At 72.4% G+C, this 12,596-nt stretch carries 11 protein-coding genes and 1 riboswitch; of the genes, 6 read left to right on the top strand and 5 right to left on the bottom strand.

Translation table 11 applies throughout. The features are described from left to right. Positions 1–8: 8 nt before the first annotated feature. The 3 genes from PGN25_12240 to PGN25_12230 all read left to right on the top strand — a co-directional run bounded on the left by PGN25_12240 (position 9) and on the right by PGN25_12230 (position 7,965). A complete protein-coding gene (locus tag PGN25_12240) occupies positions 9–2,837 on the top strand; it encodes a DUF4159 domain-containing protein (GenBank protein MEH3118326.1) in 2,829 nt (942 codons plus the stop codon). Positions 2,838–2,922: 85 nt separating this feature from the next. Then, a complete protein-coding gene (locus PGN25_12235) occupies positions 2,923–5,013 on the top strand; it encodes a hypothetical protein (protein MEH3118325.1) in 2,091 nt (696 codons plus the stop codon). A 51-nt stretch (positions 5,014–5,064) separates the two neighbouring features. Next, a complete protein-coding gene (locus tag PGN25_12230) occupies positions 5,065–7,965 on the top strand; it encodes a PAS domain S-box protein (GenBank protein ID MEH3118324.1) in 2,901 nt (966 codons plus the stop codon). A 44-nt stretch (positions 7,966–8,009) separates the two neighbouring features. Here PGN25_12230 and PGN25_12225 read toward each other — a convergent pair whose 3' ends face one another. Next, positions 8,010–8,894 carry an alpha/beta hydrolase gene (locus tag PGN25_12225; protein ID MEH3118323.1) on the bottom strand — a complete coding sequence of 295 codons (885 nt, stop codon included), beginning with the start codon at positions 8,892–8,894 and terminating at the stop codon, positions 8,010–8,012. Between the two features lie 222 nt (positions 8,895–9,116). Between PGN25_12225 and PGN25_12220 the strand changes: the two genes are divergently transcribed. Beyond that, positions 9,117–9,566: a hypothetical protein gene (locus PGN25_12220; GenBank protein ID MEH3118322.1), complete on the top strand. Its 450-nt coding sequence runs from the start codon at positions 9,117–9,119 to the stop codon at positions 9,564–9,566. Between the two features lie 12 nt (positions 9,567–9,578). On the opposite strand, the gene PGN25_12215 is transcribed toward PGN25_12220, so the two are convergent. After that, positions 9,579–9,794: a hypothetical protein gene (locus PGN25_12215; GenBank protein ID MEH3118321.1), complete on the bottom strand. Its 216-nt coding sequence runs from the start codon at positions 9,792–9,794 to the stop codon at positions 9,579–9,581. Positions 9,795–9,986: 192 nt separating this feature from the next. Between PGN25_12215 and fae the strand changes: the two genes are divergently transcribed. Next, on the top strand, positions 9,987–10,526 hold the full coding sequence (gene fae, locus PGN25_12210; protein MEH3118320.1) for a formaldehyde-activating enzyme: 540 nt from the start codon (positions 9,987–9,989) through the stop codon (positions 10,524–10,526). 27 nt (positions 10,527–10,553) lie between these two features. Here fae and PGN25_12205 read toward each other — a convergent pair whose 3' ends face one another. The 3 genes from PGN25_12205 to cobU are packed head-to-tail and all read right to left on the bottom strand — an operon-like array spanning position 10,554 to position 12,081. Further along, positions 10,554–10,922 carry a helix-turn-helix domain-containing protein gene (locus PGN25_12205; GenBank protein ID MEH3118319.1) on the bottom strand — a complete coding sequence of 123 codons (369 nt, stop codon included), beginning with the start codon at positions 10,920–10,922 and terminating at the stop codon, positions 10,554–10,556. 23 nt (positions 10,923–10,945) lie between these two features. Then, positions 10,946–11,548, bottom strand: a complete 603-nt coding sequence (gene cobO, locus PGN25_12200; protein ID MEH3118318.1) for a cob(I)yrinic acid a,c-diamide adenosyltransferase — start codon at positions 11,546–11,548, stop codon at positions 10,946–10,948. Further along, positions 11,545–12,081: a bifunctional adenosylcobinamide kinase/adenosylcobinamide-phosphate guanylyltransferase gene (cobU, locus tag PGN25_12195; protein MEH3118317.1), complete on the bottom strand. Its 537-nt coding sequence runs from the start codon at positions 12,079–12,081 to the stop codon at positions 11,545–11,547. Before cobU ends, cobO begins: the two co-directional genes overlap by 4 nt. A 66-nt stretch (positions 12,082–12,147) precedes the next feature. Further along, positions 12,148–12,348: riboswitch (cobalamin riboswitch) on the top strand. A 42-nt stretch (positions 12,349–12,390) separates the two neighbouring features. Between cobU and PGN25_12190 the strand changes: the two genes are divergently transcribed. Continuing rightward, the gene (locus PGN25_12190) at positions 12,391–12,570 is read left to right on the top strand and encodes a CbtB-domain containing protein (GenBank protein MEH3118316.1); all 180 of its coding nucleotides are present in this window, start codon (positions 12,391–12,393) and stop codon (positions 12,568–12,570) included. The last annotated feature ends 26 nt before the right edge of the window (positions 12,571–12,596 follow it).

The raw sequence follows: 12,596 nt of genomic DNA, 5'->3' as shown, positions 1-12,596 counted from the left end.
GAACCGCATTGTTCGGAGTCCCGCTCACCTTCGCCGCTCCCCTCGCGCTCGCCGCGCTCGCCGCGCTGCCGGCCCTGTGGGTGCTGCTGCGGGTCACGCCGCCGCGCCCGCGCCGCATCGCCTTTCCGCCGCTGGCGCTGGTCGCCGACCTGCTGCCGAAGCGCGAGACCCCGGCCCGCACCCCGCCCTGGCTCCTGATCCTGCGCATCCTCACCGCCGCCTGCCTGATCCTCGCGGTGGCGGGGCCGGTGTGGAATCCCGGCGGCATCGGCGCCGCAGCGGGGCGCACTCCGCTGCTCCTCGTCCTCGACAACGGCTTCGTCGCCGCCCACGACTGGCGCGACCGCCTGCGTGCGGCCACCGGCGAGATCGAGGCCGCCGCCCGCGACGGGCGCCCGGTGGCCCTGGTCGCCAGCGCCGAGGCGCCGGCCCCGTTCGAGGCACGGCCCCCGGCCGCTGCGCTTGAACGCCTGCGGGCGATCCAGCCGCGCCCGCATCTGGCCGACCGGGGCGCGCATCTGGCCGCGATCGGCACCTTCCTCGAGCGGATGCCGGGCGCCTCCCTCGTCTGGATCAGCGACGGCGTGCGCGGCGTCGGCGAGGCGGATTTCGCTAAGACGCTCGGCGAACTGGCGATCCGCCACGGCAGCGCCGTGACCGTGCTGAAGGCGGAGCGCTCTCCCGCGCTCGCGCTCGAAGGCTCACCGGTGCAGCCGGGCGAAAAGCTGTCGGCGCAGGTTCTGCGGGCGCAGGCGAACGGCCGCGATGCCGGGCTGGTGCGGGCCCTCGACCAGAAGGGCCTGCCGCTCGCCGAGAGCCGCTTCACGTTCCAGCCGGAGGCGCTGGAGACGGCCGTGACCTTCGACCTGCCGGTGGAACTGCGCAACGCCATCGCCCGGCTCGAGATCGAGGGCGAGCACGCGGCCGGCGCCGTGGTGCTGATGGACGAGCGCGGCAAGCGCCGCCGGGTCGGCCTCGTCTTCGGCGGCACGCTCGATCAGGCCCAGCCCCTGCTCGCGCCGACCTACTACCTCGCCAAGGCGCTGACCCCCTTCGCCGACGTGCAGCAGCCCCGCGGCGGCCAGGGCACGGCGGAATCGATCGGCCAGATGCTCGACAACCAGGTCTCGGTGCTGGCGCTCGCCGATGTCGGCGCGCTCGACGACCGCACCCTGGCGCGGGTGGAGACGTTCGTGGACGAGGGCGGGCTGCTGCTGCGCTTCGCCGGGCCGCGGCTCGCCGCCGGCAACGACCCGCTCGTGCCCGTGCGCCTGCGCCGGGGCGGGCGCTCGCTGGGCGGCACCCTGTCCTGGGACCGGCCGAAGACGCTGGCCGCCTTCGCCCCCGAGAGCCCCTTCGCCGGCCTGAACCCGCCCGCCGATATCGGCGTGCGCCGCCAGATCCTGGCCGAGCCCGACGGCGACCTGCCGGGCAAGACCTGGGCGGCGCTTCAGGACGGCACGCCGATCGTCACCGCCGGGAAGCGGGGGCAGGGGCTCGTGGTGCTGTTCCACGTCACCGCCGACACCACGTGGTCGAACCTGCCGCTGTCGGGCCTGTTCGTGGACATGCTGCGCCGGGTGGTCGGGCTGGCCGGCCCCTCCGCCAAGCTGCCCCAGGGCGAGGGGCGGCAAGCCAAGGCGGCCCTGCTGGCGCCGCGCCTGACCCTCGACGGCTTCGGCGCGCTCGGCTCGCCGCCGGCCGGCGCCACCGCCGTCCCGGCCGACTTCGCCGACCGCGCCGGGCCCGAGCACCCGCCGGGCTTCTACGGCACGGCGGAGGGCGGCATCGCCGTCAACGCCCTGGCGCCCGGCGACCGGCTCGAACCCCTCGACCTCACCGGTCTCGCCGGCGCCCGGATGGGCGCGCTCGCCGGTGCCCAGACATGGGACCTGCGCGCGCTCCTGTTCAGCCTCGCCCTCGCGCTGCTCGCCCTCGACACCCTGGCCGGCCTCTGGCTCGGCGGCTTCTTTCGCAATGCCGGCCGCGTCTCGCGCGGGCGAGCGGCGCCCGCCGCCCTTCTCCTGCCGGCGCTGCTCGGCCTCGCGTTCGCCTCGCCCCCGGCGCGGGCGCAGGAACCGCCCGCCAACCGGCCGAACGGCATCGAATCGGCGCTGGCCACGCGGCTGGCCTTCGTCGTCACGGGCGACGCCGCGACCGACGCGGCGAGCCGGGCCGGCCTGTCGGGCCTGAGCCAGATGCTCGCCGCCCGCACCGCCCTGGAACCCGGCGAGCCGGCGGGCCTGAACCCGGAGAAGGACGAACTCGCCTTCTACCCGCTGATCTACTGGCCGATCGTGGCCGGGCGCCCGCAGCCGAGCGAGGCCGCGATCCGCAGGATCGACGCCTTCATGAGGAACGGCGGCACCGTGATCTTCGACACCCGCGACGCCCAGACCGCCCGCGCCGGCGGGCCGCCGACCCCGGAGACGGCCTACCTGCGCAAGATGCTCGGCACCCTCGAAGTGCCGGAACTGGAGCCGGTGCCGCCGGACCACGTGCTGACCAAGGCCTTCTACCTCGTCGATTCCTTCCCCGGTCGCACCGCCACCGGCCAGACCTGGGTCGAGACGCTTCCCCCGGCCGGCGAGGGCGGCGAGCGCCGCCCGGCGCGCGCGGGCGACGGCGTCACGCCGATCATCATCACCGGCAACGATCTCGCCGCCGCCTGGGCGGTGGGCCGCAACGGCGAGCCGCTCTATCCCGTGAGCGGTGACCAGCGGCAGCGCGAGATGGCGTTCCGCGGCGGCATCAACATCGTGATCTACACGCTGACCGGAAACTACAAGGCCGATCAGGTCCACGTGCCGGCCCTGCTGGAGCGGTTGGGACAGTGATTGTCTTGAAGACAGGCATGCCGCAGGCACCCTCCCCACCAGAGGGGGGAGGGGTTTTCGTGGATTCTCCTGAAGGCCCCGCCCCATGCTGAGCCTCAGCTTCACCCCCCTCGTCCCCTGGCCGATCCTGGCCGCCTTCGGCGTGCTCGCCGCGATCCTCGCCGTGGGGGCGGTGCTCGCCCGCGGGCGCACGGCCCTGCTGCGGGCGCTGGCGCTGGGCCTCGTCGTCCTCGCGCTCGCCAACCCCTCGCTCGTGCGCGAGGACCGCGACCCGGTGAAGGATGTGGCGGCCATCGTCGTCGACCGCTCCGGCTCGCAGAGCCTCGGCGACCGCCCGGCCATGACCGACGCGGTCAAGGCCGAGCTGGAGCGCCGCTTCGGCGGGCTCGCCAACATCGAGCCCCGCTTCATCGAGGTCGGCGACGCGCAAGGGGCCGAGAGCGACGACGGCACCAAGCTGTTCACGGCCCTGACCCAGGCGCTGGCCGACGTGCCGCCGGAGCGGATCGCCGGCGTGGTGATGCTCACCGACGGCGTGGTGCACGACATCCCCGCCTCCCTCGACGCCCTCGGGCTGAAGGCGCCGCTGCACGTCCTCGTCACCGGCCGCCCGGACGAGCGCGATCGCCAGATCAGGATGCTGGAAGCGCCCCGCTTCGGCATCGTCGGCAAGGACGTCACGGTGCGCGCCGAGGTGATGGAGCGCGGCGGCACCGGCACGGCGACCGTCACCGTGCGCCGCGACGGGGAGGAGATCGACCGGCAGAGCATCCGTACCGGCGTGCCGTTCTCGCTGACCACGCATATCGAGCACGGCGGCCCGAACGTGGTCGAGATCGAGGTCGAGCCGCTTCCCGGCGAGCTCACCACGGTGAACAACCGCGCCGTGCTCCCCATCGAGGGAATCCGCGAAAAACTCAGGGTGCTGCTGGTCTCCGGCGAGCCGCACCAGGGCGAGCGGACGTGGCGCAACCTCCTGAAGTCGGATGCATCCGTCGATCTCGTCCACTTCACGATTCTCCGGCCGCCGGAGAAGCAGGACGGCACGCCGATCTCCGAACTCTCGCTGATCGCCTTCCCGACCCGCGAGCTGTTCGTCCAGAAGATCAAGGACTTCGACCTCATCATCTTCGACCGCTACGCCAACCAGAGCGTGCTGCCGTCGGCCTATTTCGACAACATCGTCCGCTACGTGCGCGAGGGCGGGGCGCTGCTCATCGCCGCCGGGCCGGAATTCGCCGGCCCCGCCAGCCTCGCCCGCACCCGGCTCGCCTCGATCCTGCCGGGCGATCCCTCGATGAAGGTGCTCGAGCAGCCGTTCAAGGCCGCGCTCACCGAGACCGGGCACCGCCATCCCGTCACCCGGGCGCTGCCCGGCTCGGAATCGAATCCGCCGGCCTGGGGCGACTGGCTGCGCATCGTCTCGGCCCGGACCCGGACCGGCATCCAGCCGATCCTGTCCGGCGCCAACGGCCTGCCGCTGCTGGCGCTCTCGCGCGAGGACAAGGGCCGCGTCGCGCTGATGCTGTCCGATCAGGCCTGGCTCTGGGCCCGCGGCTACCAGCGGGGCGGCCCCTATCTCGACCTGCTGCGGCGCCTCGCCCACTGGCTGATGAAGGAGCCGGCCCTCGAAGAGGAGGCGCTGCGGGCGCAGGTCACCGGCCGCGGCCGCGAGGTGCGGGTGGAACGCCAGGCCATGGCCGAGGAGGCCGGACCGGTCACGATCACCGGCCCGACCGGCAAGGAGCGCAGCCTCGATCTGTCGAAGGCGGAAGCCGGCCTGTTCACCGCGACCTTCGAGGCGGAGGGACTCGGGCTGCACACCGTCCGCTCGGGCAGCCTCGTCGCCTTCGTCAGCGTCGGCCCGGCCAACCCGCGCGAACTCGCCGACGTGTTCAGCGACACCGAGCGGCTGAAGGCCGTGGCCGAGGGCTCCGGCGGCACGGTGCGCCGGGTGGCGGCCTCCGGCGGCGGCATCGAGGTGCCGCGCCTCCAGATCACCCGCGGCGGGCGCCTCGGCGGCGCCGACTGGATCGGTTTCCGCCCGAGCGACGGCGCCACCGTGCGCGGTGTCGAGGTCTATCCCCTCGGCATCGGCCTGTGGGCGCTGGCGGCGCTCGCCGCGGCGGTGCTGGCGATGTGGCTGGTGGAGGGGCGGCGCGGGCGCGCGGCGTGACCTGACATGGCTCTGTCCGAGCGAGCGTCACCTGTGTAAAGCCGGTCGGGCATGACCGAATCCCTCCCGTTCCTGGCCGGCGGCGGCGAGGCCGCCCGCATGATCGCCGAGCGCGACTGGGCGGATCACCCCCTCGGGCCGCCGCAGAGCTGGCCGGACTCGCTGCGCACGGCGCTCAGCCTGATCCTGAATTCGCCCGAGAGCATGATCCTGGCCTGGGGGCCGGACCTGCACTTCTTCTTCAACGACACTTACTTCCCCCTGCTCGGCCCCCGCCTGTCCTGGGCGATGGGCGAGCGCTTCGACCGGGTCTGGGCCGATGGCTGGGAACAGGCCAAGCCGATCATCGACGACGCCTTCGCCGGAAGGAGCCGCCGCTTCGAGGACCTGCCCTGGACGCTCGCCACCGACCGGGGCGAGGCGCAGACGTGGTGGAGCTTCTCCTACTCGCGGGTGCTCGACGGCGAGGGCCGCATCGCCGGCCTGTTCATCTTCACCAACGAGACGACGCAGCGCGTCCGCACGGAAGCCCTCCAGCGCGAGACGGAAGCCGCCTCGCGCCGCAGCGAGGCGTTCCTGTCCGCGACCCTGGAGGGCCTGCCGGTCGGGGTGATCATCGCCGATGCGGACGGGCGGATCGTGCGCGACAACGCCGCCAACCGCGAGATCTGGGGCGTGCTGCCGGAAACGACGAACTGGGAGGGCTACGGCGGCTGGGTCGGCTACTGGCCGGAGACGGGCGAACGCCTGCGCGCCGAGGAGTGGGGCATGGCCCGCGCCCTCCTGCACGGCGAGACCGTGCGCGGCGAACTCGTCGAGATCGAGCGCTTCGACGGAGGCGGGCGGCGGCTGTTCCTCAACAACGCCGCGCCGATCCGCGATCGCGCGGGCGCCATCATCGGCGGCGTGGTGGCCGAACTCGACGTGACCGAGCGGATCGAGGTCGAGCGGCGCCTGCGGGTGAGCGAGGCGCTCGCCCGGGTGAATGCCGAGCGCGTCCGGCTCGCGCTCTCGGCGGGCGCGATCATCGGCACGTGGTTCTGGGACCTGCCGACCGACCGCTTCACCGTGGACGAGGCCTTCGCCCGCACCTTCGGTCTCGATCCGGCGCTGGGCCGCGAGGGCTTGAGCCTCGCCCAGGTGGTGGAGACCGTCCATCCCGACGACAAGGCCGGGCTGGCCGACGCGATCGACGGGGCCATCGCCCGCGGCGGCGCCTACGCCTACCAGTACCGGGTGCGGCGGGCGGACGGGCGCTATTACTGGATCGAGGCCAACGGCCGGGTCGATCACGCCCCCGACGGCACGCCGCTCAGCTTTCCCGGCGTGCTCATCGACGTCGAGGAGCGCCGCGCCGTCGAGGCGGAGCGCGACCGGGCGATCGTGCTCCTGCGCCGGCTCAACGAGACCCTGGAGGAGCAGGTCGCCGCGCGCACCGCCGAGCGCGACCGGATCTGGCAGGCCTCCAGCGACCTGCTGGCCGTCGCCAATTTCGAGGGCCGCTTCGTCAGCCTGAATCCGGCCTGGAGCGCGACGCTCGGCTGGAGCGAGGCCGAGTTGACGGCCGGGCCCTTCCTCGACTTCGTCCACCCGGAGGACCGGGAGCGGACGCTGGCCGCCGCCGCCGGCCTCGCCTGCGGCGAGATGCAGCTCGGCTTCGAGAACCGCTACCGCGCCCGGGACGGCCGCTATCGCTGGTTCTCGTGGAACGCCGTGCCGCGGGAGGGCCTCATCTTCGCCTCGGTGCGCGACGTCACCGCGATCAGGGAGCAGGCGCAGGCGCTCGCCGATGTCGAGGAGGCCCTGCGCCAGTCGCAGAAGATGGAGGCGGTGGGCCAGCTCACCGGCGGGCTCGCCCACGACTTCAACAACCTGCTCGCCGGCATCTCGGGCAGCCTGGAGCTGATGCAGGCCCGCATCAGCCAGGGGCGCCTGAAGGACGTCGACCGTTACATGAGCGCGGCGCAGGGGGCGGCCAAGCGCGCCGCCGCGCTCACCCACCGCCTGCTCGCCTTCTCCCGCCGCCAGACGCTGGACCCGAAGCCCACCGACGTGAACCGGCTGGTGGCCGGCATGGAGGAGCTGATCCGCCGCACCGTCGGCCCCACCATCGTCATCGAGGTGGTGGGCGCGGCCGGGCTCTGGCCCTCGCTCGTCGATCCGCCGCAGCTCGAGAACGCCCTGCTCAATCTCTGCATCAACGCCCGCGACGCCATGCCGGACGGGGGGCGCATCACCATCGAGACCGCCAACCGGTGGCTCGACACGGCGGCCGCGCGCCAGCACGACATGCCGCCGGGCCAGTACCTGTCGCTGTGCGTGACCGATACCGGCACCGGCATGAGCCCGGACGTGCGGGCCAAGGCGTTCGACCCGTTCTTCACCACCAAGCCCACCGGCCAGGGCACCGGGCTCGGGCTGTCGATGATCTACGGCTTCGCCAAGCAGTCGGGCGGGCAGGTGCGAATCTATTCGGAGGTCGGCCAGGGCACGACGGTCTGCGTCTACCTGCCCCGCTTCCACGGCGAGGCGGAGGAGCCGGACCCGCTCGGCCCCCTGGTCGACGCCCCCCGGGCCGAGCAGGGCGAGACGGTGCTCGTGGTCGACGACGAGCCGACGGTGCGGATGCTGGTGACCGAGGTTCTGGAGGATCTCGGCTACACCGCGATCGAGGCCGCCGACAGCGCCTCCGGCCTCAAGGTCCTGCAATCGGACGTGCGCATCGACCTGCTCATCAGCGATGTCGGCCTGCCCGGCGGCATGAACGGCCGCCAGATGGCCGACGCCGCCCGCGTCTCGCGCCCCGGCCTCAAGATCCTGTTCATCACCGGCTACGCCGAGAACGCCGCGGTCGGCAACGGCCACCTGGAGCCCGGCATGGCGGTGCTGACCAAGCCGTTCGTGGTCGAGACGCTGGGCCTGCGCATCCGGGAGATGATCGCGCGGGGGTAGCGGGTTTGCGCATCACCGCCCGCTCGCCGCAGCGAGTTCCCCCTTCAATCCCCCACCCGTTCGAAAAACCCGGCGATCGCCTCCGCCGCTTCCTCCGGCCGCTCCCGATGCGGGAAATGTCCGGCGCCCTCGAACGGGGTGAGGTCGAGATCCGAAAACGTTTCGCCGAGCCGGTCGGTCCATGCGTAGGGGAAGAGCGGGTCCTGCGTGCCCCAGCGGATGCAGGTAGGAACCGTGATCGGCGGCAGGACGGGAGCCTCGCCCCGCAGCATGGCGAGCCGGCCCGCTTGCTGGCTGAGATACCAGTTGAAGCCGCCCTGCAGGTTGCCGGGCGCCAGGAAGTTGTCGGTGAAGGCGTCGAGCACGGCGTCGAAGGCGGCCGGGTTGCCGCCGGCCCAGTGGCGCAGGAAGTGGCCGATATAGGCGCGGCAGATCTCGCGGCTGGCGCCGACCACCGCCGCCGCGAACGGCTTGAGGTGGAAGGACTGGTACCAGATCTCGGCCAGCATCTCCGGCCGGGCCAGCCGGGGGCCGATGCCGGGATAGGGGCAGTCGAAGAAGAACAGGCCGGTGAGGCGGTCCGGATGGGCGCGGCCGAGGGCCTGCCCGACAGAGGCGCCGACATCGTGCCCGATGAGGCCCGCGCGCCCGATCCCGAGCACGTCGAGGAGGCCGATGACGTCGGCGGCGTGCACCTCCGGCCCGGCTCGGTTCGAGGGGCCGGGATCGGGCTTCTCGCTGGCGCCGAAGCCGCGCAGGTCCGGTGCGATCAGGCTGAAGCGGTCGGCGAGGCGATCCATCACCGGCTCCCAGGTGAGCCAGAATTCCGGCCAGCCGTGCAGCAGCACCAGCGGCCGGCCGGTGCCGGCCCGGGCGATGTGCAGCCGCACGCCGTTCGCCGTCACCGTCTCATGCCGGATCTCCATCATGCCCTCCCCGTCCCCGAAGTCGCCCGCGAAGCCTTCCGGCCGGCAACGCGTCCGACCCGCCCGTCCGTTCCGGGGCGGGCCGTCACAGGCCCGTGCGGCGGCGCCACGCCGGATACGCCCGGATGCGATCCTAGGTCGGGCCGGCTTGACCGGGCAAGCTGGACTGTTTCAATGGTTCCCGCCCTTCGCGGGCGAGAGATGGCACGCGGCATGAGGCGGCAGATGGCGACGACGGTTCGGCGGCTCGCGCGCCCGCTCGTGTTGGGCGGCAGCCTCGCCGTCTCGGGCTGCACCGGCTTCGGCTACATCTCGCAGACCTACGTCACCCAGGTGCCGCAGGTCGTGACGATCGGCTGCAACGAGCCCTACGAGATCTACGACAACCGCCAGCGGCGCCGGGTTCTGGTGGTCTCGAACGCCCTGCGCGAGGTGGCGGGCTGCGAACTCGGCAGGACCGGCGAGAGCCGTCCCCCCGCCGAGACCCGGGCCGCGCGCTTCCGCACGGCGGCGCGCACCTATCTCGACGAGACCGTGCGCGAGGATTGCCGGATCGCCGGCGAGACCGTGTTCAGCGACCTGCAGACCGAGTTCGCCTATGCCTGCGACGCGCCGGTCGAGCCGCGCGGCACGGTGGTGCCGCGCCTGCCCGGACGGCGCAGCACGCAGCGCTGAGCGGGCGCGTGCTCAAGGGTCCGCAGGGCCGACGAAGGTCCGCTCGGTCGCGTCGCCCGCAGCCGCCAGCAGCGCCCGGGCGAAGGCGCGCGCCTCGACCCGGTCGAGGCTGAGGATCGCGGTGACGGGGCGGCCGCCGAGATCGGGCAGGGCCAGTTCCAGGCGCACGCCGTCGCCCTCCGCCGTGGCGGACAGGCTCCAGTTCACGCCCTGGCCGGGCTCGCTCATCGAATCGATCCTTCCGCGTCGCGCATCCCAGACATGGAGGCTTTTCCGGCCGCCGGCCAGGGGCGTGGCTTGGGCCGGGTCCTTCCGCGTCGGTGTCCTCGCAAGCGATTGACGCGCGGGGCGGGGGATGGTGTCTGCACGCCGGACGCCCGCAGGGCCGCCGCTTTCCAAAGACGAACGGGGACGAACGACATGTCCGAGATCTGGTTCCGCACCGGCGAGGCGACGGTGCTCGCCGCCGAGGGGCAGTTCACCGACGCGATGCCGGAGGTGCTGATCGGCTCCACCCGCGGCCCCGTGGGCCACGCCTTCGCCGGCATGCTGGGGCAGGTCCAGGGCCATACCCGCATGTTCGTGGTGCGCGACCTCAACCAGCTCGTGCGCCCGTCCACGATCATGACCACCAAGGTCACGATCCACACCGCCGAGTACGCCGAACTCCTGGGCGGCGTGGTCCAGGCGGCCACGGGCGATGCCATCGTCGATTGCGTGATCGAGGGCATCCTGCCCAAGGACGGGCTCGAAGAGCTGTGCATGATCGTCACGATCTGGCTCGACGAGCGCTGCGCCAAGGACGAGAATCTCGACCGCAAGGATCTCTACCGCACCAACTACGAGGCGACGAAGCTCGCCATCGCCCGCGCCATGAAGGGCGAGCCGACGATCGACGAGCTGATCGCCAACCGCAAGACGGTCAAGCACTACGCGCTCGAAGACATCATCGCGTATTGATTTTTTCCGCACGCGACGGGGTGCGGCTCAGGCCGCGTCCCGTTCGAGCCGATAGGGTTTCGCCAGGGCGGCGATCGGCAGCCTCCACGCCTCGGCGATCCGCCGGATCTGCTCCAGGCTGAGCGGGCGCTTGCGATTGAGGATCTCGGAGGCATGCGAGCGTGAGCCGAGAAGCTCGGCCAACTCGGCTTGCGAGCGTCCCATCTCGCCGATGGCGAAGTGGAGGATCTCGACGGGATCGCTCTCCGGCACCGGATGCTGCGCCCGCTCGTAGGCTTCCGCGAGCGTGGCCAGCACGTCGAGCTTGTCGCCCTCCGGCGTTCCCACGGGAGAGCCCCAGAGCCGGTCGATTTCCCGCAGTGCCTCGGTCAGGTCGGCGTCCGTGCGGATATCCATGGCAGGCTCCTCGGATTTCAAACTCAGAACTCGATCCCCTCCTGCGCCTTCACCCCCGCCGAAAAATGGTGCTTCACGCTGCCCATCTCGGTGACGAGGTCGGCGGCCTCGATCAGGGCCGGCTTGGCGTTGCGGCCGGTCACCACGACGTGGAGGTCGGGGCGCCGCGCGGCGAGGTCGGCGAGCACCGTGTCGAGGTCGAGATAGTCGTAGCGCAGGGCGATGTTCAGCTCGTCGAGGACGAGCAGGCGGATGCGCGCGTCCGCCATCAATGCGCGGGCGGTCTCCCAGGCGTTGCGGCAGGCGGCGATGTCGCGGCCCTTGTCCTGCGTCTCCCAGGTGAAGCCCTCGCCGAGCGCGTGCCACGCGATTCCGTCGCCGAAGCTTTTCAGCGCGCGGGCCTCGCCGGTGTCCCAGGCGCCCTTGATGAACTGCACCACGCCGACCCGGTGCCCGCGCCCGAGCATCCGCAGCACGAGGCCGAGCGCCGCCGTCGTCTTGCCCTTGCCGGGGCCGGTATGGACGATGAGCAGGCCCTTCTCGATGCTTTTCGAGGCGACCTCGGCGTCCTGCACCGCCTTGCGCCTGGCCATTTTTTCGCGATGACGCGGATCGTCTTCGGTCATGAAGGATGCTCCGGTGAGGGTTTGACCGTCAGCGGCAGCCCGGCGACGGTGAGCACGACCCGGTCGGCTTGGCGCGCGAGCCGCTGGTGCAGCCGCCCGGCCGCATCGCGAAAACGGCGGGCCAGCGCGTTGTCCGGCACGATGCCGAGGCCGACCTCGCTGGCGACCAGCACCAGCGGACCCGGCGCCGCGGCGCAGGCCCGCGCCAGCGCCTCGGTGGCCGCGTCGAGGTCGGCCTCGGCCAGCAGCAGGTTGGTGAGCCAGAGCGTGAGGCAATCGACCAGGACCGGCCCGGTCGCGGCGGCCACCGCCTCGGGCAGAGCCGTCGGCACGTCGAGGGTACGCCACCCCTCCGAGCGCCGCGCCCGGTGCTCGCCGATGCGGAGCCGCATCTCCTCGTCCCAGGCCTGCGCCGTGGCGATGTAGAGCCAGGGGGCGGGACAGGCTTCGATCAGCCGCTCGGCATAGGCGCTCTTGCCCGAGCGCGCGCCGCCGAGCACCAGCGTCATCCGGTCGGGTGCAGCCTCCGTCATGCCCGCCCGTTTGCACCGGGCTTGGCCCATCACGCAATGGCGCTTTGCATGGGCGCCGACTCCGCGTTACAAGCGGCGGGTGACGGTGCCCCGGCGACGGGGTGAAAAGGGAATGCGGTGAGAGGTTTTCGAAAAGCCTCGATTCCGCGGCTGCCCCCGCAACTGTGAGCGGCGAGCTTCTGCCACGAGCCACCGGGTGATCCGGGAAGGCGGCAGGCGCGACACCAGCCGCGAGCCAGGAGACCTGCCGTCCGGCCGAGTTTTGTGTCCTCGAACGCCGCCGGTGGGGCGGCCGGAGCCCGTGACCCGATGACGACCGCGACCCTTCAGACCCAGGCCACCCCCCGTTCGGCCGAGGGCGCACGCGCCCTGCTCGCCGCCGCCTTCCTCGGCCTCGGCCTCGTCTTCGTGGCCGGCTTTGCCCCGGCCACCATGCTGCACAATGCGGCGCACGATTTCCGCCACGCGCAGAACTTCCCCTGCCACTGATCCGCGCGTTCCAGCGGCCTCAAGCT

The sequence above is a fragment of the Methylorubrum populi genome (assembly GCA_036946625.1).
Classification (GTDB): Bacteria; Pseudomonadota; Alphaproteobacteria; order Rhizobiales; family Beijerinckiaceae; genus Methylobacterium; species Methylobacterium populi_C.
The sequence above is the reverse complement of the archived record's forward strand: the minus strand, read 5'-3'. Positions and strand labels throughout refer to the sequence as shown.

Excerpts from the sequence above, each read along its gene's own strand:
- PGN25_12235 (MEH3118325.1), top strand. The coding sequence starts at position 2,923 with ATGCTGAGCCTCAGCTTCACCCCCCTCGTCCCCTGGCCGATCCTGGCC.
- PGN25_12230 (MEH3118324.1), top strand. The coding sequence starts at position 5,065 with ATGACCGAATCCCTCCCGTTCCTGGCCGGCGGCGGCGAGGCCGCCCGC.
- PGN25_12225 (MEH3118323.1), bottom strand. The coding sequence starts at position 8,894 with ATGATGGAGATCCGGCATGAGACGGTGACGGCGAACGGCGTGCGGCTG.
- PGN25_12220 (MEH3118322.1), top strand. The coding sequence starts at position 9,117 with ATGGCGACGACGGTTCGGCGGCTCGCGCGCCCGCTCGTGTTGGGCGGC.
- PGN25_12215 (MEH3118321.1), bottom strand. The coding sequence starts at position 9,794 with ATGAGCGAGCCCGGCCAGGGCGTGAACTGGAGCCTGTCCGCCACGGCG.
- fae (MEH3118320.1), top strand. The coding sequence starts at position 9,987 with ATGTCCGAGATCTGGTTCCGCACCGGCGAGGCGACGGTGCTCGCCGCC.
- PGN25_12205 (MEH3118319.1), bottom strand. The coding sequence starts at position 10,922 with ATGGATATCCGCACGGACGCCGACCTGACCGAGGCACTGCGGGAAATC.
- cobO (MEH3118318.1), bottom strand. The coding sequence starts at position 11,548 with ATGACCGAAGACGATCCGCGTCATCGCGAAAAAATGGCCAGGCGCAAG.
- cobU (MEH3118317.1), bottom strand. The coding sequence starts at position 12,081 with ATGACGGAGGCTGCACCCGACCGGATGACGCTGGTGCTCGGCGGCGCG.
- PGN25_12190 (MEH3118316.1), top strand. The coding sequence starts at position 12,391 with ATGACGACCGCGACCCTTCAGACCCAGGCCACCCCCCGTTCGGCCGAG.